This window comes from Bradyrhizobium sediminis (assembly GCF_018736085.1).
Classification (GTDB): domain Bacteria; phylum Pseudomonadota; class Alphaproteobacteria; order Rhizobiales; family Xanthobacteraceae; genus Bradyrhizobium; species Bradyrhizobium sediminis.
In genome coordinates, this window is the sequence record NZ_CP076134.1 from 5,233,868 (window position 1) to 5,253,410 (window position 19,543).

General features: G+C 63.9%; 17 protein-coding genes and 1 pseudogene. 14 read left to right on the top strand and 4 right to left on the bottom strand.

The features are described 5' to 3' along the window. The first annotated feature begins 44 nt into the window (after positions 1-44). From KMZ29_RS25100 to rocF, 3 genes are all read left to right on the top strand, one after another. Positions 45-2,570 (top strand): glycogen/starch/alpha-glucan phosphorylase, encoded by a 2,526-nt coding sequence (locus KMZ29_RS25100; protein ID WP_215621689.1) that lies wholly within the window; start codon positions 45-47, stop codon positions 2,568-2,570. A gap of 188 nt (positions 2,571-2,758) precedes the next feature. Further along, on the top strand, positions 2,759-3,580 hold the full coding sequence (locus KMZ29_RS25105) for an acyl-CoA thioesterase (RefSeq protein WP_215621690.1): 822 nt from the start codon (positions 2,759-2,761) through the stop codon (positions 3,578-3,580). Between the two features lies 1 nt (position 3,581). After that, positions 3,582-4,550: an arginase gene (rocF, locus tag KMZ29_RS25110; RefSeq protein ID WP_215621691.1), complete on the top strand. Its 969-nt coding sequence runs from the start codon at positions 3,582-3,584 to the stop codon at positions 4,548-4,550. Positions 4,551-4,622: 72 nt separating this feature from the next. Here the strand turns inward: rocF and KMZ29_RS25115 are convergent, their stop codons facing one another. Both KMZ29_RS25115 and KMZ29_RS25120 read right to left on the bottom strand, forming a co-directional pair. Then, positions 4,623-6,236, bottom strand: coding sequence for a phosphoenolpyruvate carboxykinase (locus KMZ29_RS25115; RefSeq protein WP_215621692.1), 1,614 nt, complete (start codon positions 6,234-6,236; stop codon positions 4,623-4,625). A gap of 367 nt (positions 6,237-6,603) precedes the next feature. Further along, on the bottom strand, positions 6,604-7,338 hold the full coding sequence (locus KMZ29_RS25120; protein ID WP_215621693.1) for a HugZ family pyridoxamine 5'-phosphate oxidase: 735 nt from the start codon (positions 7,336-7,338) through the stop codon (positions 6,604-6,606). Positions 7,339-7,555: 217 nt separating this feature from the next. Between KMZ29_RS25120 and KMZ29_RS25125 the strand changes: the two genes are divergently transcribed. From KMZ29_RS25125 to KMZ29_RS25145, 5 genes are all read left to right on the top strand, one after another. After that, entirely contained in the window at positions 7,556-8,257 is a 702-nt protein-coding gene (locus KMZ29_RS25125; RefSeq protein WP_044412750.1) for a response regulator transcription factor, read from the top strand. 117 nt (positions 8,258-8,374) lie between these two features. Beyond that, a complete protein-coding gene (locus KMZ29_RS25130; protein WP_215621694.1) occupies positions 8,375-10,192 on the top strand; it encodes a sensor histidine kinase in 1,818 nt (605 codons plus the stop codon). Further along, positions 10,189-10,716, top strand: a complete 528-nt coding sequence (locus KMZ29_RS25135; RefSeq protein WP_215621695.1) for an HPr kinase/phosphorylase — start codon at positions 10,189-10,191, stop codon at positions 10,714-10,716. Before KMZ29_RS25130 ends, KMZ29_RS25135 begins: the two co-directional genes overlap by 4 nt. Before the next feature lie 132 nt (positions 10,717-10,848). Further along, on the top strand, positions 10,849-11,250 hold the full coding sequence (locus tag KMZ29_RS25140) for a PTS sugar transporter subunit IIA (protein ID WP_024509305.1): 402 nt from the start codon (positions 10,849-10,851) through the stop codon (positions 11,248-11,250). Next, positions 11,247-11,576 carry an HPr family phosphocarrier protein gene (locus tag KMZ29_RS25145; RefSeq protein WP_215621696.1) on the top strand — a complete coding sequence of 110 codons (330 nt, stop codon included), beginning with the start codon at positions 11,247-11,249 and terminating at the stop codon, positions 11,574-11,576. Before KMZ29_RS25140 ends, KMZ29_RS25145 begins: the two co-directional genes overlap by 4 nt. A 107-nt stretch (positions 11,577-11,683) precedes the next feature. On the opposite strand, the gene KMZ29_RS25150 is transcribed toward KMZ29_RS25145, so the two are convergent. Continuing rightward, positions 11,684-13,309, bottom strand: coding sequence for a glycosyltransferase family 39 protein (locus tag KMZ29_RS25150; RefSeq protein WP_215621697.1), 1,626 nt, complete (start codon positions 13,307-13,309; stop codon positions 11,684-11,686). A 113-nt stretch (positions 13,310-13,422) separates the two neighbouring features. On the opposite strand from KMZ29_RS25150, the gene lepA reads away from it, so the two are divergent. The 5 genes and pseudogenes from lepA to KMZ29_RS25175 all read left to right on the top strand — a co-directional run bounded on the left by lepA (position 13,423) and on the right by KMZ29_RS25175 (position 17,792). Next, positions 13,423-15,234 (top strand): translation elongation factor 4, encoded by a 1,812-nt coding sequence (gene lepA, locus KMZ29_RS25155; protein WP_215621698.1) that lies wholly within the window; start codon positions 13,423-13,425, stop codon positions 15,232-15,234. A gap of 202 nt (positions 15,235-15,436) precedes the next feature. Next, the gene (locus KMZ29_RS25160; RefSeq protein ID WP_215620168.1) at positions 15,437-16,951 is read left to right on the top strand and encodes an IS1182 family transposase; all 1,515 of its coding nucleotides are present in this window, start codon (positions 15,437-15,439) and stop codon (positions 16,949-16,951) included. 206 nt (positions 16,952-17,157) lie between these two features. Next, positions 17,158-17,277: pseudogene (locus KMZ29_RS25165) on the top strand (hypothetical protein); the annotation flags it as partial. Positions 17,278-17,437: 160 nt separating this feature from the next. Then, positions 17,438-17,644, top strand: a complete 207-nt coding sequence (locus tag KMZ29_RS25170; RefSeq protein ID WP_215621699.1) for a DUF2283 domain-containing protein — start codon at positions 17,438-17,440, stop codon at positions 17,642-17,644. After that, positions 17,544-17,792, top strand: a complete 249-nt coding sequence (locus KMZ29_RS25175) for an antitoxin MazE-like protein (RefSeq protein WP_215624406.1) — start codon at positions 17,544-17,546, stop codon at positions 17,790-17,792. The genes KMZ29_RS25170 and KMZ29_RS25175 overlap by 101 nt, the downstream gene beginning before the upstream one ends. Positions 17,793-17,809: 17 nt before the next feature. On the opposite strand, the gene KMZ29_RS25180 is transcribed toward KMZ29_RS25175, so the two are convergent. Then, on the bottom strand, positions 17,810-18,256 hold the full coding sequence (locus KMZ29_RS25180; protein WP_215621700.1) for a hypothetical protein: 447 nt from the start codon (positions 18,254-18,256) through the stop codon (positions 17,810-17,812). On the opposite strand from KMZ29_RS25180, the gene KMZ29_RS25185 reads away from it, so the two are divergent. Then, positions 18,255-19,412, top strand: coding sequence for an acyl-CoA dehydrogenase family protein (locus KMZ29_RS25185; protein ID WP_215621701.1), 1,158 nt, complete (start codon positions 18,255-18,257; stop codon positions 19,410-19,412). The two genes, KMZ29_RS25180 and KMZ29_RS25185, sit on opposite strands and share 2 nt — an antisense overlap. The last annotated feature ends 131 nt before the right edge of the window (positions 19,413-19,543 follow it).

Here is a 19,543-nt window from a genome sequence, read left to right on the forward strand (position 1 = left end):
AAGGCGCGTATCATTTTGCCGGGACTCGCAGAAGGATTTGAGATTTGCCAGGTCAATCTCTCCCAGGAAATTTTCCGGCACCGGGCCAGCCCGTCGACGAACTCGCGCTGGCCGAGATCAAGAGCGCGATCCTCGTCAAGCTCACGCTGGCGGTAGGCAAGGACGCCGGCATCGCGACCACGCGCGACTGGTACAAGGCGGCGGCGCTGGCGCTGCGCGACCGCATCGTGCACCGCTGGCTGATCACGGACAAGCAGAGCTACGACGAAGGCCGCAAGCGGGTCTACTATCTCAGCCTGGAATTCCTGATCGGGCGGCTGTTCACCGACGCCCTGAACAATATGGGCCTGCTGCCGGTGTTCGAGACGGCGCTCGGCGATCTCGGCGTCGGACTGTCCGATTTGCGCAAATGCGAGCCGGATGCGGCGCTCGGCAATGGCGGTCTCGGACGGCTGGCGGCGTGCTTCATGGAGAGCATGGCGACGCTGGCGATCCCCGCCATCGGCTACGGCATCCGCTACGATTTCGGCCTGTTCCGCCAGATCATCGCCAACGGCTGGCAGCAGGAATATCCCGACGAATGGCTCTCTTTCGGCAATCCCTGGGAATTCCAGCGGCCAGAGGTGGTCTATCACGTGCATTTCGGCGGCGGCGTCGAACATGTCGAAGTCAAGGGCCGCGACCGCGCCATCTGGCATCCGGCGGAAACCGTCAAAGCCGTCGCCTACGATACTCCGATCGTCGGCTGGCGCGGCCAGCACGTCAACGCGCTGCGGCTGTGGTCGGCGCGCTCGGCCGATCCGCTCAATCTCGACGTCTTCAACACCGGCGACTATCTCGGCGCCAGCGCCGAGGAGGCGCGCGCCGAAGCGATCTGCAAATTCCTCTATCCGAATGACGAGAGCCCGGCGGGCCGCGAGCTGCGGCTGCGCCAGGAATATTTCTTCGTCTCCGCCTCGCTGCAGGACCTGGTCAAGCGCCATCTTTCGTCCGACGGGCAGTTGCGCGGGCTGGCGACGAAGGCCGCGGTGCAGCTCAACGACACCCATCCGAGCCTCGCCGTCGCCGAGCTGATGCGGATCCTGGTCGACCTGCACAATTTCCGCTGGGACGAGGCATGGAAGATCACGGTGGCAACGCTGTCCTACACCAACCACACGCTGCTGCCGGAGGCGCTGGAGACCTGGCCGGTCGAACTGTTCGAGCGGATGCTGCCACGCCATCTGGAAATCATCTACCGCATCAACGTCACCCATCTGGCGCTCGCCGACGAGCGCTGCCCCGGCGACGACGATTTCAAGGCCTCGGTGTCCCTGATCGACGAGAAGTCCGGCCGCAGGGTTAGGATGGGGCAACTGGCGTTCGTCGGATCGCATCGCATCAACGGCGTCTCGGCGATGCATTCGGACCTGATGAAGGAGACCGTGTTCCACGATCTCAATCATCTCTATCAGGGGCGCATCACCAACAAGACCAACGGCATCACCTTCCGCCGCTGGCTGATGCTGGCCAATCCGAAGCTGACCGAACTGTTGCGCGAGGCCTGCGGCGAGGCCGTGCTCGACGATCCCTCCCGGCTCGGACTGTTGGAGGCCCGCGCCAGCGACAACGCGTTCCAGCAGCAGTTCCGCGCCGTCAAGCATCACAACAAGGCCGCGCTGGCGCGGCTGATCGGCGAACGCCTCAATGTCAAGATCGACCCGTCGGCGCTGTTCGATATCCAGATCAAGCGCATCCACGAATACAAGCGGCAGTTGCTCAACATCCTCGAGGCCGTGGCGTTCTATCACGCAATCAAGGACGACCCGCAGCGCGACTGGGTGCCTCGGGTGAAGATTTTCGCCGGCAAGGCGGCGGCGAGCTATCGCTACGCCAAGCTGATCATCAAGCTGATCAACGACGTCGCCGAAATCGTCAACAACGACCCTGCGATCGGCGAAAAGCTCAAGATCGTGTTCCTCGCCGACTACAATGTCAGCCTCGCCAAGGTGATCATTCCCGCCGCCGACCTCTCCGAGCAGATTTCGACCGCAGGCATGGAAGCCTCCGGCACCGGCAACATGAAGCTCGCGCTGAACGGCGCGCTGACCATCGGAACGCTGGACGGCGCCAACATCGAAATCCGTGATCACGTAGGAGCGGAAAACATCGCGATCTTCGGCATGGAGGCGATGGACGTGGTGGTGCGGCGCAAGCAGGGGCTGGATGCGACCGACGCCATCCGGCGCTCGCCGCAGCTTTCGCGCGCCATCAACGCGATCGGGTGCGGCAAATTCTCGCCCAGCGACCCCGACCGGTTCGAATCGATCGCGCACGCGCTGCGCCATCACGACCACTACATGGTCAGCGCAGATTTCGACTCCTATTACGAATGTCAGCGCAGCATCGACGCGCGCTGGCAGGTGGCGCCGGCATGGACGCGGGCTTCCATCCTCAACGTGGCACGAATGCCGTGGTTCTCGTCCGACCGCACCATCCGCGAATATGCCGAGGAGATCTGGAACGTGCCGGTGCGCGGTGCCCCGCCGCGGACCCTGCAGGAACCGGGCGCGCAGCGCGGGGCCGGCTAGGATCATCGGAAAACCATTACCTTGCGCGTCATTGAATTGACGCGCGATTGGCCCGATAATGGTCCTGAAAATAATACTGTCATTGCGAGCGAAGCGAAGCAATCCACAGCCAAAACAAGAAAGAAGCTGGATTGCTTCGCTTCGCTCGCAATGACGGGTAAAGCAGAAACTGCACTCCTGGGACTCCAATGCTCACCAAGACCCCGCACCTTTTCGACGAGGCCACGCGCGTGACTGCCGGCGACAGCCGCTGGCAGGGGCAGACCAGCGAGAACTACTGGGCCTTTGTCGGCCCGTTCGGCGGCGCCACCGCCGCCACCATCCTGCGGGCGCTGATGGAGCATCCGGAGCGGGCCGGCACACCGCTCGCCATGACCGTGAATTATTGCGCGCCGATCGAACAAGGCGACTTCGATCTCGACATTCGCCTGGTCAAGGCCAACCGCTCGTCGCAGCACTGGTGCGTCGAGCTGACGCAAGGCGGCGGCGAGGTGGCGACGCTGGCCACCGCGGTGTTCGCCGAACGCCGTCCGTCATGGACGCACCAGCCCGCGCCATTTCCGCACGGCAAGTCGTTCGAACAGCTCCGGCCCTTTCCCAAGATGGCGGCGACCTGGGCCAATCAGTATGATTTTCGCTTCATGGAGGGCAATCCGGATTTCAGCGGGACGGCGCCGCCGGCCGAGCCTGCGAGCGCCTATTCCAAACTATGGATCGGCGACCGCGTGCCCCGGAAGATCGACATGCTGTCGCTGATGTCGATGTCGGACGCGTTCTTCGGCCGGGTCTTTCATGCCACGCGCGCCATGGTGCCGTTCGGCACGGTGTCGCTGACGACCTATTTTCACGCCGACGCGGACGATCTCGCGGCCGAGGATACCACCCGCGTGCTCGCGGTCGCCGACGCCAAGATCTTCCACAAGAGCTATGGCGATCAGAACGGCGAATTGTGGTCGCCGAACGGACGCCTGCTGGCGACCACGACCCAGATCGCGTATTTCAAGGCCTAGAATGTCCGAACCCAACAAGCCGCGCATTGCCCTGCTCGGCGTTCCCATCGAGATCGGCGCGTCGCGGCGCGGCACCCTGATGGGACCTGATGCGCTGCGGACGGCCGGCATCGGCCGGGTGCTCGATCAGCTGGGATTTGCCGTCGAGGATCACGGTGACCTCAAGATGGCAGCGGTCGCACCCTGCGACGGCCCGGCACCGGCCAACGCCAAGTTCTATGACGACATCAAGACCTGGATTCGCGCGCTCAGCGAGCGCGCCTTCCTGCTCGCGCGTTCCGGCGCGGTTCCGATCTTCATGGGCGGCGATCACAGCCTGTCGATGGGATCGGTGAACGGCGTCGCGCGTTACTGGCAGGAATTGAACCGGCCGCTGTTCGTGCTGTGGCTCGACGCCCATGCCGACTACAACACGCCCGACACGACCGAGACCGGCAACATGCACGGCATGTCGGCGGCATTCCTGTGCGGCGAGCCCGGCCTCGATCGCCTGCTCGGCGACCAGCCGCGGGTCTCGATCGGTCGCGACCGGCTCGATCTGTTCGGAATCCGCTCGATCGATCCGCTGGAGAAGAAGCTCGTCGGCGAGCGTCCCATCGCGGTCGCCGACATGCGCGCGATCGACGAGTTCGGCGTCGGGGTCCTGATCCGGCGGGTGATCGAAAAGGTGAAGGCGCATGACGGCGTCCTGCATGTGTCTTTCGACGTCGACTTTCTGGATCCGGCGGTCGCGCCGGGCGTCGGCACCACGGTGCCGGGCGGCGCCACCTATCGCGAGGCGCATCTGGTCATGGAGCTGCTGCACGATTGCGGATTGGTGCGCTCGGTCGACATCGTCGAACTCAATCCGTTTCTCGACGAGCGCGGCCGCACCGCACGCGTCGCGGTCGAACTGGTCGGCAGCCTGTTCGGCATGCAGATCACCGACCGCCGGACGCCGAGCAATGCGGTGCTGCCGGATAATAGCTGAGGGACTGGTACCGAATAAAAAAGGGCGGCCTCGCGGCCGCCCTTTTGATTCACGGAAACGATCCTCCGAAACTCACTCCGCCGCGAGCTTGAGGTCGGGTGCGGCGGCGCGGACGTCGGCGTCGACCTGGGCTTCGAACTTGGCGAAATTCTTCTGGAACATGCCGACCAGCGCGCGCGCCGTCTTGTCGAACTCGGCCTTGTCCTTCCAGGTGTTGACGGGATCGAGGATCTCGCTCGGCACCCCCGGCAACGCGGTCGGCACCGCAAAGCCGAAAAACTTGTCGGTGCGGAATTCGACATTGCGCAAGCTACCGTCGAGGGCCGCGGTCAACAGCGCGCGGGTCACCTTGATCGGCATCCGGGAGCCGGTACCGAACTTGCCGCCGGTCCAGCCGGTGTTGACCAGCCAGCAATCGACATTGTGCCTGGCGATCAGCTCGCGCAGCATGTTGCCGTAGACCGAAGGATCGAGCGGAAGGAACGGCGAGCCGAAGCAGGTGGAGAATTCCGGCTGCGGCTCATTGCCGAGGCCGCGCTCTGTGCCGGCGACCTTGGCGGTATAGCCGGACAGGAAGTGATACATCGCCTGCGCCGGCGACAGTTTGGCGATCGGCGGCAGGATGCCGAACGCGTCCGCCGCCAGCATCACCACGTTCTTCGGGTGGCCGGCGCGGCCGGTGCGCGAGGCGTTGGGGATGAAGTCGAGCGGGTAGGCCGAGCGGGTATTCTCGGTCTTCGAACCGTCGTCGAAATCCGGCACCCGCGTGTCTTCGTCGAGCACCACGTTCTCGAGCACGGCACCGAAGCGCTTGCTCGCGGCGTGGATCTCGGGCTCGGCTTCCTTCGACAGCTTGATGCATTTGGCGTAGCAGCCGCCCTCGAAGTTGAAGACGCCCTCGCTGCCCCAGCCGTGCTCGTCATCGCCGATCAGCGTGCGCTTCGGATCGGCCGACAGCGTGGTCTTTCCTGTTCCGGAGAGACCGAAGAAGATCGCGCTGTCGCCCTTGGGCCCGACATTGGCCGAGCAGTGCATCGGCATCACGCCCTTGGCGGGCAGATAATAGTTCAGCGTGGTGAACACGCTCTTCTTCATCTCGCCGGCATAATGCGACCCGCCGATCAGGACGATCTTGCGGGCGAAGTCGATCGCGACCACGTTCTCCGAACGCACGCCGTGACGCTTCGGATCGGCGCGGAAGCTCGGCATGTCGATCATGGTCAGCTCGGGCATGAAATGCCTGACTACCGCGGCCTCGGGCCGGATCAACAGCGTGCGGATGAACAGCGAATGCCAGGCGAGTTCGGTGAACACTCTGGTCTTGATCTGGAAGTTCGGATCGGCGCCGCCGTAAAGGTCCTGCGCAAACAGCGTCTTGCCTTCGGCGTGCTTGAGGAAGTCCTGATACAGCGCCTCGAACTGCTCCGATGTGATCGACTGGTTGCCGCCCCACCACATGTTCTCGGTCGAGGCGTCGCGCACCGTGAACTTGTCCTTCGGGCTGCGGCCGGTGAAGTCGCCGGTATCGGCGCACAGCGCGCCGTCGGCGGACAGCACCGCCTCGCCCGCTGACAGCGAGTACTGGTAGAGCTGTGGCGCACCGAGATTCCAGTGCACCTGCCTGAGATTTCTTAAGCCGAATTTGTCGGCGCCGAAGGCACCGTTACGTATTCCCGTCTCTTGCACTGGAAGAATCCTCCTGGAACCCGCGTATCTCCTGCGCGAATGTCGCCAAACGCGCCGCTGTCGCGGTGACCTTCTATATAGCCTTCCGGCTATGTCCGGCGACCTAATACTCATGAACGCCAAGCTTGCCAAGCCGATGCCGCGATATTTGGTTTATTCGAAGGCGGCTCGTCGAGGCCGCGCATTGCCCGCCGCAACGCGAGCCAAATCGGCCGATATTCAAAGGTTTGGACGCACGGTAGCGCGACCATTCTCCGCGATCGTCACCGTATTGCGACGCACAATCCACATTTGTTAATCGCGGCGCCTTCGCCGATCATGATGATGCGTTCTCCCTTCGCTTCATTTGCGTTGAGGCGAGTTCTCGTCAGGCCTTCGCCCGCGCCTCGCCTGCCAGCCTGACCAGCATTTTTCGCAACTCGCCCGGCCCGGTCACCCGCTCCGGAAAATCCAGCCGCAGGGTTTTCGAGCCGGCCTGCAGGTCGAGCCCGCCGGGATCACAGCCGGTGCAGAGCCAATCGAGGGCCTCCGCGCCGAGCAGCCGGGTCGCGTACAGCTTAGTCGCGTCGCGGTGATCTGCGTTCATGTGGTCGATGGCGTTTTGCTCGGCCTCCACGAGCGCGCCGGCGTCGGAGATATCGGTCAGAAACTGATCAGGCCGGAGGTCGACGATCCGCCCGAAACCCGCCACCAGATGCATGCCCGAGGGCCGGATCCGGAAGAAGGAGAAATCCTTGAAATCGACAAAGCCTTCGGCGGACGGATGGACGCTGAGGTAACGGCGGCGCAGGACCGCCCCTTGTTCCGCCCCGGCCTCCTCGGCCCGGCCCAACAGCATGATCCGGACCCCCTCCAGCGGATCGCCCTCGGCCCGCTCGTCCAGCATCAGCGAAACCCTGTCATCGCCGAGAATGTTCCTTGTATGCAGCGCCAGCCGGGAAATCAGCAGGATCGGGGAACCGTCGGGGGCGCTGGCGACGTTGACCAGCGAGCAATACGGGTCGCCGCTGCCGGTCATCAGGGTCGCCAGCGCCCCCTGCCGGCTGCGGCGCAATAGCGACCGGGCCAGCCGGCCGGCATCGAAATCAGTGGTGGGCTGCATTGCTCAGTTCCCCATATCTCATTGCAAAAAGGGCCTTTTCCCGGCAGAAAGGGTATCTATATAGGTTTGGGGCCCTTCGATAGCTCGGGCGTTTTGCGGAATTCGGTCACACTTCAGCCCAGCTTGCATTGCTCGTTGACCGCGTTCGAAGCCCAAATATGCGGCGCATCACTGGATTGCTGCCGTTTCAGCCACACGTGTTTCTGAAAGCAGGCTCATGCCCACAATCGCCCTGGTCGACGACGACCGCAACATTCTCACATCCGTCTCGATCGCGCTCGAAGCCGAGGGCTATCGCATCATGACCTACACGGATGGCGCCTCCGCGCTCGACGGCTTCCGCACCTCACCGCCCGACCTTGCGATCCTCGACATCAAGATGCCGCGCATGGACGGCATGGAGACGCTGCGGCGGCTGCGGCAGAAGTCCGACCTGCCGGTGATTTTCCTCACCTCCAAGGATGAGGAAATCGACGAATTGTTCGGCCTCAAAATGGGCGCCGACGATTTCATCCGCAAGCCGTTCTCGCAGCGCCTCCTGGTCGAGCGCGTCAAGGCCGTGCTGCGCCGCGCCGCGCCGAAGGATCCGACCGCCGCTCCGAAGGAGACCGACGCCAAGGCGCTGGACCGCGGCCTGCTCCGGATGGATCCGGAGCGCCACACCTGCACCTGGAAGAACGAGCCGGTGACCTTGACGGTGACGGAGTTTCTGATCCTGCAGGCGCTGGCGACGCGACCTGGCGTCGTGAAGAGCCGCAACGCCCTGATGGACGCCGCCTACGACGATCAGGTCTATGTCGACGATCGCACCATCGACAGCCACATCAAGCGGCTGCGCAAGAAGTTCAAGGTGGTGGACGACGATTTCGAGATGATCGAAACCCTGTATGGCGTCGGCTACCGCTTCAAGGAAACCTGATTTGAGGGCGTTCGACGGGCGTTTTGTTGACTGACGCCCCCGCGCATCTCGGGTAGGATGCGGTGAGGCGACGCACATCCCGACGACGGAACCCGAAACAACCGGCAGTTTTGGCCATTGCTCGATCGAACGCAGCCTGATCCAAGCCTGAATGCCGAGGGTGCCTTGCCGTCACTCGCCCTGGGCGACGCTGCCGTCGACACCCCGCCGCCGCACAGCGGGCAACGGGTGCTCGGCTTTTTGCGCCGCGCCGGTCAGTTTTTCTTCGCGCTGTCCTTCTCCAGCCTCACCCGCCGCATCGTCTCCCTGAACATCGCCGGCCTCGTCGCGCTGGTGGCGAGCATTCTTTACCTCTCGCAGTTCCGCGCCGGCCTGATCGACGCGAAGGCGCAGAGCCTTCTGGTGCAGGCCGAGATCATCGCCGGTGCGATCGCAGCTTCCGCCACCGTCGAGACCAACACCATCACCATCGATCCCGACCGGCTGCTCGACCTGAAGCCGGGCGAGACCTACGGCGTTCCGGACGAATATTCCGGGCTGGATTTCCCGATCAATCCGGAGCGCGTCGCTCCCGTGCTGCGGCGGCTGATTTCGCCGACCAAGACCCGCGCCCGCATCTATGGCGGCGACGGTGGACTGATCCTCGACAGCCGCAGCCTCTACGGCCGCGGCGACGTGATGCGCTTCGAGCTGCCGCCGCCGTCGTCCGACAAGCCGGGCATGGCCGAGCGCTCGATGATCGCGATCCGCACCTGGCTCAACCGCGGCGACCTGCCGCTCTATCGCGAGCTCGGGCCGGAGAACGGCAAGGGCTATCAGGAAGTCGTACAGGCGCTCGACGGCCTGAAGAGCAGCATGGTGCGCATCAACGACCGCGGCGAGGTGATCGTTTCGGTCGCGGTCCCGGTGCAGCGGTTTCGCGCAGTGCACGGCGCCTTGATGCTGTCGACGCAAGGCGACGACATCGACCAGATGGTGACCGCCGAGCGGCTCGCGATCCTGAAAATCGGCGGCGTCGCCGCCGCCGTGATGATCATGCTGTCGCTGCTGCTGGCGAGCACCATCGCAGGGCCCGTACGCCGGCTCGCCGACAGCGCCGAGCGCGTCCGCCGCCGCATCCGCACCCGCGTCGAGATTCCGGATTTCACCCGCCGCCGCGACGAGATCGGGCATCTCTCCGGCGCGCTGCGCGACATGACGGACGCGCTCTATAACCGCATCGAGGCGATCGAGATGTTCGCCGCCGACGTCGCCCACGAATTGAAGAACCCGCTGACCTCGCTGCGCTCGGCCGTCGAAACGCTGCCCTTGGCGCGCAACGAGAACAGCCGCTCGCGGCTGCTGGCCGTCATCGAGCACGACGTCAAGCGGCTCGACCGCCTGATCTCCGACATCTCGGACGCCAGCCGGCTCGATGCCGAACTGCAGCGCCAGGACATGACCTCGGTCGATCTGCGCCGCCTGCTGACCGCGCTCACCACGGTCTCCAATGAAACAAGGCGCGGCAACAACGTCGCCGTCGAGGTTCGCTTCGAGGGCCGCGGGCCCAACGACACCTTCTCGGTGCCGGGTCATGATTCGCGGCTCGGACAGGTAATCTCCAACCTGCTCTCCAACGCGCAGTCGTTTTCCGAAGCCGGCGGCAAGGTGCGGATCGTCTGTCGCCGCGTGAAGAACGAAATCGAAATCGTGGTCGACGACGACGGGCCGGGGATCGGCGAGGATGCGCTGGAGCGGATCTTCGAGCGCTTCTACACCGACCGGCCGCATCAGGGCTTTGGGCAGAATTCCGGCCTCGGCCTGTCGATCTCCAAGCAGATCATCGAGGCCCATGGCGGGCGCATCTGGGCCGAGAATCGCCCCGGCGCCGCCGGACCCGATGGCGAGCCGACGGTAGCCGGCGCGCGCTTCGTGGTCAGGCTGCCCGCGCCATGACGGCGGCGGCGACAGCGAGCGTGCATGCATCCGCCGTGCTGGTGGGCAAGCGCGCGGTGCTGATTCGGGGGGCCTCGGGCGCCGGCAAATCCCGCCTGGCGTTCGATCTGATCCTTGCCGGGCGCTCGGGACAGATACCGCCGGCCGTGCTGGTCGGCGACGATCGCGTCCATCTCGAGGCGCGTGACGGGGAACTCGTGGTCCACCCGGCGGCCGAACTGGCCGGCCTGATCGAGATTCGCGGGCTCGGGATCCGCGCTTGCGACTTCGCGGCCGAGGCCATCGTCGGCCTGGTGGTCGATCTCGCGGCGCCCGATGCGGACCGCCTGCCGCAGCCGGAAGCGCTGTGGACACGGATCCATGGTATTGAAATACCTAGAATTCCCGTGGGAATTGGTTACGCGGCGGCGCCACTCGTCATCGCTGCACTGACCATGACCGCGAATTCACCTTCATCCCGACCTTCGGCTGATTGCCCGAAGGGAATTGGTAACCATATCAGCCCCACTATCGCGACCGAATAGACCGGCCCCGGCTTCCCTCCCTACCGCTGATTTCCGGGAGAATCGCAAAGATCCCCTCTTGCGCGGGGGCTCTGGATGGTCAAAGTGGCGCGTTCGTGCGGTGCACCAAAAAGCACCCGCGAGGAGTTTCCGATGATTGGTCTAGTACTTGTGACCCATGGGCGCCTTGCCGACGAGTTCAAGGCGGCGCTCGAACATGTCATGGGTCCGCAAAAACAAATCGAAGCCGTCACGATCGGTGCCGAGGACGATTCCGATTTATGTCGAAGTGACATTATCGAGGCGGTCAACCGCGTCGACAGTGGCGACGGCGTTGCTATCCTCACCGACATGTTCGGCGGCACGCCCTCCAACCTCGCGATCTCCTGCATGAGCCGTCCCAAGGTGGAAGTGCTCGCAGGCATCAATCTCCCCATGCTGGTCAAGCTTGCCAAGGTTCGCGAGGAGCGTTCGCTGCCCGACGCCATCGCCATGGCCCAGGAAGCCGGCCGCAAATACGTGACCATCGCCAGCCGGGTTCTCGCCGGCAAATGAGCGAGGATGGCGCGGCACCCCCGAACGATGCCGGGCCGGGTGTCCCGCCGGGCGCGGTGTCGCGGGAACTTCCCATCATCAACAAGCGCGGCCTGCACGCGCGCGCTTCGGCAAAATTCGTCCAGATGGTCGAGCGCTTCAACGCCGAGGTCTGGGTGACCAAGGGCGGCGAAACCGTCGGCGGAACCTCGATCATGGGACTGATGATGCTGTCGGCGGGACCGGGCACATCCATCCTCGTCTCCGCCATCGGCCCCGAGGCGCAGGCCGCCCTCGAGGCGATCACCGAACTGGTCGGCAGCAAGTTCAACGAAGAAGGCGTTTGAGCCCGACGCGTTGTCATTCCGGGATGGTCCGAAGGACCAGACCCGGAATCTCGAGATTCCGGGTTCGATGCTGCGCATCGCCCCGGAATGACAATGAGGTAGGTTTCCTACCTCGCCGGCGGCACGATGAAGACCTTCCAGGTGATCGCCGGTCCCGGCCGTCCCTTGAAGAAGCGCTGCGTGGTGATGGTCAGTTGCTCGGCGTCCTTGCCATTGGCCTTCATCCACGCTTCGCAGATCGGCAGCCGGCCATCGGTGGTATCGCAGACGCCGATGAAGCCGAGCCGTTTGGCTTCATCGAGCGACGTCAGCCCCGACGACCAGACTTCGCCGGGCGTGAACGGCGCCGGATGATCCGGGCTGTAGAACGCCAGCGGCTCGCTCATTTCCGTGGTGCCCGCGACCACCGCCCAGCGTGAATGAAACCGCGCGCGCCAGGCTAACGTCAGTTCGCGGGCGAGTTCGGAGCGCGCGCCGTAGGTCGCCGCCCCGTTCGGATTGATCGCCATCTCCTTTGCCGCGATCCAGGGCGAGGCGGCGAGCACCGCGAGCGTGATCGCCAGCCAGATCGCGGCCAAATGAACCAGCGCCATCTTCTGCATGCGCAGCGCAGGGATCGCGGCCAGCGCCAGCGGCGTCAGGAAGAACAGCGAAATTCCCCAATCGGTCTTCATATAGACCGTGAAGAAAAGGCCGCCGAGCGGCGGCCCGACCGCGACGATCGCCTGGATGATCCAGATATTGCGCGCCTGCGGCAAGTCCACAGCCGTGTTGGCACCGCGCGACCAGTTGCGCGCGAACCATGCCGACGGCCGTCGCGTCAGCGTCGCCCAGGACAGCGGTCGCCAGGCGAGGGCCAGCGCCGCCAGCGCCACCGGAATGGCGAGCAGCGCGAGATTGTGGCCGATGTAACCCAACACGAGCTGGATGCTTTGCGCGCGGTTCGACAGCCCATAGACATCGCCGGCATAGGTCAGCGGCACGAAATCGACTTCGCGCAGCCACCAGAGATGCGGCAGCATCGCCACCGCCAGGATGGCGATCGCGACCCACGGCGCCGGCGAGCGCAGGAACAACAAGCGGTCGGGATGCAGCAGTGCGGCGAGCCCGATGGCGCCGATCATGGTCAGCACCCAGTATTTGGTCATCAGCGCCAGCGCGCCGGCGAGGCCCAGCCACAGACCCGATTTCACGCTGCGTTTTTCAAACGCATTCAGATAGGCCAGCACCACCAGCGGCAGGGTGACGAGCTGCAGCAGGTCCGCATTGTACTTGAAGCCCTTGAAATTGAAGATCGGATAAAGCGCGAGCATCACCACGACGAAGAAGGCGCGGCGGCGATCCACCACGCGCAAGGCGATCAGCCACGAGATCACGAGCCCGCAGCCGAGCGTCGTCATCGCCAGCGCATAGGTCGCCCAGTCGGCGACCGGGAAGACCTTGAACCAGAGACCGGCGACCCAGCCGGACAGCGGCGGATGCTTGCCGTAGCCGAACTGGAACTTCTGGCCCCAGGCGAAGGCTTCGGCGACGTCCATATGGACGTCCTGCGCCGCCTTGAGATTGATCAGGATGAGGGTCCAGAGCACGGCATGGGCGGCGGCAAAGCCGATCACCAGCCAGAGCCCGGCCCTGGGATCGCAGGCATTCGCCGCGAGCCAGGCCGCCAATCGCCTGAGGCCCGGCCTGCGGCGCGCGCGCGAAGCCGCGGGCAAAAATGATGCAGTCGACATGACCCTTTGCGTAGCGCGTTTTCGCCCTCAGTGGAATCAGCTTAGCGTGAAGAAGCCTGCAAAAACAGCGCAATATGGTTGCCGCTGGGGGGCGCGAATGCTATCCCGCGCCCATGACAACCGTCCCCATTTCCAACATCCGCAACTTCGCCATCGTCGCCCATATCGACCATGGCAAATCGACGCTCGCCGACCGCCTGATCCAGATGACCGGGGGCCTGACGGATCGCGAAATGGCGGGCAAGGAACAAGTGCTCGATTCCATGGATATCGAGCGCGAGCGCGGCATCACCATCAAGGCGCAGACCGTCCGGCTCAACTATCATGCCAAGGACGGCAAGGATTACATCTTCAATCTGATGGACACGCCGGGCCATGTCGACTTCGCCTACGAAGTCTCGCGCTCGCTGGCGGCCTGTGAGGGATCGCTGCTGGTGGTCGATGCCAGCCAGGGCGTCGAGGCGCAGACGCTCGCCAACGTCTATCAGGCGCTCGACAACAATCATGAGATCGTGCCGGTCCTCAACAAGGTCGACCTGCCCGCCGCGGAACCCGAGAAGGTCAAGCAGCAGATCGAAGACGTCATCGGCATCGACGCGTCGGAAGCCGTGTTGATCTCGGCCAAGACGGGCTTGGGCGTTCCCGACGTACTGGAAGCGATCGTCACCCGCTTGCCGCCGCCGAAGGGCGACCGCGACGCCACCTTGAAGGCGCTGCTGGTCGACAGCTGGTACGACGTCTATCTCGGCGTCGTGGTGCTGGTGCGGATCGTCGACGGCGTGATGAAGAAGAATAGCCGCATCCGGATGATGGGCACCAACGCCGCCTACGACGTCGAGCGCGTCGGCTTCTTCACGCCGAAGATGACGCAGGTCGACGAACTCGGCCCCGGCGAGATCGGCTTCATCACCGCCGCGATCAAGGAAGTCGCCGACACCCGCGTCGGCGACACCATCACCGACGACAGGAAGCCGGTCACCGAGATGCTGCCCGGCTTCAAGCCGGCGATCCCGGTGGTGTTCTGCGGCCTGTTCCCGGTCGACGCCGACGATTTCGAAACGCTGCGCGCGGCGATGGGCAAGCTGCGTCTCAACGACGCCAGCTTCTCGTTCGAGATGGAAACTTCCGCCGCCCTCGGCTTCGGCTTCCGCTGCGGCTTCCTCGGGCTGCTGCATCTGGAGATCATCCAGGAACGCTTGTCGCGCGAGTTCGATCTCAACCTGATCGCGACCGCGCCGAGCGTGATCTACAAGATGCACCTCACCGACGGCCAGGAGATCGAGATCCACAATCCCGTCGACATGCCCGACGTGGTCAAGATCGCCGAAATCCAGGAACCGTGGATCGAGGCCACCATCCTGACCCCCGACGAATATCTCGGCAGCGTCTTGAAACTCTGCCAAGACCGCCGCGGTTCGCAGAAGGAGCTGACTTACGTCGGCTCGCGCGCGATGGTGAAATACGACCTGCCGCTCAACGAGGTGGTGTTCGATTTCTACGACCGGCTGAAGTCGGTCTCCAAGGGCTATGCCTCGTTCGACTATCACCTCACCGACTACAAGCCGGCCGATCTGGTCAAGATGCAGATCCTGGTCAACAACGAGCCGGTGGACGCGCTGTCGATGCTGGTGCATCGCACCCGTGCCGAAGGCCGCGGCCGCGCCATGGTCGAGCGGATGAAGGAACTGATCCCGCCGCACATGTTCCAGATCCCGATCCAGGCCGCGATCGGCGGCAAGGTAATCGCCCGCGAAACCGTCCGCGCGCTGCGCAAGGACGTCACGGCAAAGTGCTACGGCGGCGACATCACCCGCAAACGCAAACTTCTGGAGAAGCAGAAGGAAGGCAAGAAGAAGATGCGGCAGTTCGGCAAGGTCGACATCCCGCAGGAAGCGTTCATTGCGGCGCTGAAGGTGGATAGCTGAGGCGAATGCTCAACCGCCTCAAGCGGGACGAGACAGGTCCGGTGCGAGCCTCTCGCGACCGGACAACAAAAATATCGAAAACAACCCCATGCAAAGTAGCCGACGACTGCCGGCGTGATGCCTGACGTCTTGCAAAACCATTTGACACGTCGAGGCTGAGCAAGAACTCGGCATTTTGAGGAGTTGATGTACGATTCGGTTCATGACGAATCGCACATTCAAGACCGGCGCGAGCCGGGATCAGACCAGCCTGCTTCCTCCACGGATTGAGGATTATGTCGGGCCGAACAACCCGGTGCGGGCGATCGAGAGCTTTGTGTGTGCCCTCGACCTTGCAAAGCTCGGTTTCCTCCATGCGGCGCGCGGGGCGGACGAGATGGGGCAGCCACCGTACGATCCGGCCGATCTGTTGAAGCTGTATCTGTACGGCTACATCAACCAAGTCAGATCATCGCGCCGGCTGGAACGGGAAGCAGGTCGCAATCTGGAGCTGATCTGGCTGTTGAAGAACCTGAGGCCGGGCTATCGGACGATCGCCAACTTCCGCAAGGAGAACTGGGCAGCGCTGAAGGCCGCGAACCGCAGTTTCGTGCTGCTGCTTCGCGAACTCGATCTGATCGGAGGGAGCCTTGTTGCGCTCGACGGCGCCTTGTTCCACGGCAACGCCAGCAAGGGAAGCATCTTCACGCAAAGGAGGCTGACCAAACAGATCGCCGCCTTGGACAAGGAGATCGAGGCCTATGGCAAGGCTCTCGAAGCCAATGATGCGGAAGAGGCCAAGCAGCGAAGCGACGGTTCGCGGGGCGACGGCAAGGGTGGTAGTGGCGACGTCGGCGAGAAGGTGAAGGAGCTGATGGCCCGGCGCGAACGCGCGCAAGCCGACCTCAAGGACTTGGAGACAAGCAACAAGGGGCAACTCTCGAAGACCGATCCCGACGCGAGGCTTCTGAGCAAGGGCGATCAGACCATTGCGGGCTACAACGTGCAGAGCGTTGTCGACGACAAGCACATGCTCATTGTTACCAGCGAGGTCGTCAATCGCAGCGATGCAGGCCACCTTCATGAGATGGCAAACGCGGCAAAAGAGGTTCTCGATGTGGAGACCCTGCGGGTGGCGGCCGATACCGGCTATTACAATAGCGAGGACCTGAAGGCCTGCGAGGATGACGGCATCAAAGCCTATGTGCCGATGCATGAGGGCAATGGCAAGCTCGAGGAGGGTCGCTTTAGCCGCAAGGATTTCCGCTACGATGCGAGCGCCGACGTCTACCGTTGCCCGACCGGAGAACTGCTGCGTCCAACGGAAGGGCGCTGGAAGAATGCGAGCGGCCGCGTCGAGATCCGCTACCTGGGGCGCAAGGCGGCCTGCGCAGCCTGTCCTCTGAGAGCGCAGTGTCTCGCCCCGAAGGCACCTTACCGGAGCATCGCTCGCTGGGAACACGAGGATGTTCTCGAACGTCACCGCGCGAGGATGGAAAGTGAGGAGGCCAAAAAATTGATGCGCCGCCGTTCCGCCATCGTCGAGCATCCCTTTGGAACGCTCAAATGCCGCGCCGGGTATCAGCACTTTCTCGTGCGCGGCTTCGACAAGGTCCGTGGCGAATGGAGCCTGATGGCCCTCTGCTACAATTTCACTCGCGTGCTCAACATTCTCGGCTTCGACCGCTTCGTCGCGTACCTTGAAAAGGCGCCATTGCCCGCGAAAACCTTCCTATAAGCACTCTGCGCGCCCTTCAGCTTGCTTTGCGGCCCTTCCGGACTAGAATCCTGCTGTGGCTCGCAGTCAGTCCTTTCCGCGCCACCCCAGCCTCATAATCAGCATTCTTGCCCAGCCTCGTCGGGCAAATCAGCGGCACGACGCCATCATCGCAGCACGTGCGACCGTTGGGGCCCTCGCCAAACCCATCGAAACCGGCGCGATCCAACCTCACCCGCAAGCGCAACCTTCTGGGGAAGCAGAAGGAAGGCAAGAAGATGCGGCAGTTCGGCAAGGCCGACATCCCGCAGGAGGCGTTTATTGCGGCGCTGAAGGTGGATAGTTGAGCAATTAGCTCCGTCATTCCGGGATGCGCGAAGCGCAGACCTCAGATGCGCAATTGCGCATCGGGGAATCTCGAGATTCCGGGTTCGCTCGTTTCACTCGCGCCCCGGAATGACGGGGTGCTATAAGCGCTCTGTTCAATCAGAGCGTGAGGCGAAAGCCATGACCGACATAACCTACGATACCGAGACCGACGCGGTGTATATCACCGTCGGACGCGGCAAGGTTGACCGGACCGAAAAAACCGGACCCTTCATGTACGATGTCGATGCTGAAGGCCACATCGTTGGCATCGAAATCCTGTCGGCGAGCAAGGTTCTGGCGCCCGGAGACTGGAAAAAAGCTGGCTCGCGGGCCGCCGCCGGGTAGAAGACTGGCGCGGCTTCGACGAGAGCTTCGCGACCCGCGTGTACGGGACGAAATCCGCCGCGAGGCAGCGCTACTGTCCAGGCATCCGGAAGACGAGGTCATCAACGACTGGATCGAGGCGGCTTACGATTGGGACAGCTGGAAGTGAAGCGCGGCGATGTCTGGTCATTCCGGGATGCCCGAAGCGCAGACCTCAGATGTGCAGTTGCACATCGGGGAATCTCGAGATTCCGGGTTCGCGCTGACGCGCGCCCCGGAATGACGGAAGTGCCTACCAGCCCTCTGCTCCCTCGCCGCCGCGGCATCCGCCGCTACCAGCCGCTCCCGCGCGATCTTCGAGGCGCGCTGGAACATGGTGTAGCCGGCAATATCGGCAATGAGCAGAAAGCCGTTTTGCGCCAAGGCCCGTACTCCCAAGTACTCCCAAGGGATCACGCAAGGGATCACGACGCGAAATACGGACATCCCAGCAGGAAGTTGCGGCGTTTTGAAACGCGCAGCCCCGAATCCGGACTCCCCCCATGCTCCAGCCCCATCTTGATCGGCGGCGGCGGATGGACCACCATTGCGGCTTCGCCAGCCAAAAAACCCAAAAAGGGCGAGGAAACGCATGAATAAACTTCCCGGCTTCGGACTGATCGAGCGCGCGCGGGCGCTGGCGCCGCTGATCGCGCAGGAGGCCGACGAGATCGAGCGGACGCGGCGGCTGACCCAGCCGGTGGTTTCCGCCCTGATCGAGAACGGGCTCTATCGGGCGCTGCTGCCGCAAAGCCTCGGCGGCGCCGAGGCTCCGCCCGAAATCTTCATGCAGATGCTGGAGGAAGTGGCGAAGGCCGATGCCTCCACCGCATGGTGCCTCGGCCAGTGCTCGGTCTGCGCCATGACCGCGGCCTATCTCGACAAGGACGCAGCTGATCAGATTTTCAACACACCGCCCGGGATTCTCGCCTGGGGTGCGATCGCCCACGAGGTCCAGGCCGTGCCCGGCGGCTACCGCGCCACCGCGCGCTGGGATTTCGCCAGCGGCTCGCGCCAGGCGAGCTGGCTCGGCGCCCATGTCAGGATCATCGAGGCCGACGGCATGCCGCGGCGCAAGCCGGACGGCTCGCCCGAGGTGCGCACCATCCTGTTTCCGGCGACGGAAGCCACGATGTACGACGTCTGGGACGTGATCGGGCTCAACGGCACCGGCACCGACTCCTATTCGGTCGACAATCTGTTCATCCCGGAGAAGTACGCTGCATTGCGCGACGAGCCCTCGGCGTTGCGCGAAAACGGGCCGCTCTACCGACTCGCCACCAACTCGGTATACGGGCTCGGCTTTGCCGCAGTCTCGGTCGGCGTCGCGCGCGCCACGCTGGATGCCGCCATCGAGCTCGCGCGCAGCAAAACCCCGGCCGGCATCAAGGCGATGCGCGAGAACAATGCCGTGCAGGGGCAGATCGGGCGCATCGAAGGCGATTTGCGCGCGGCGCGGGCCTATCTCTATGCCACCGCCCGCGAGGTCTGGGCCGACCTCACGCGCGACGGCACCGTCACCGAACAGCACCGGGTGGCGCTTCGGCTGGCCACGACCTGGACCATCCATCAGGCGACCACGGTGGTCGATGCCGCCTATCACATGGCGGGCGCCACCGCCGTGTTCCGCGCCAACAAGTTCGAGCGCCGCTTCCGCGACATGCACGCCATCGCCCAGCAGATCCAGGCCCGCGACGCCCATTATGAAGACGTCGGCAAGACGATCCTTTCCGCCCCTCCCGGCGTCTGAGGCGGCACCTCCTTGGACGATGATATTTCCGAGCAGGCGCTGCGCCACTGCGTGGCGCTGGCGCTGACCTATCATCGGAGCAAGTGCAAGGCGGGGCGCGAGAAATAGCTCGCAATCACTCCGGCGCATGA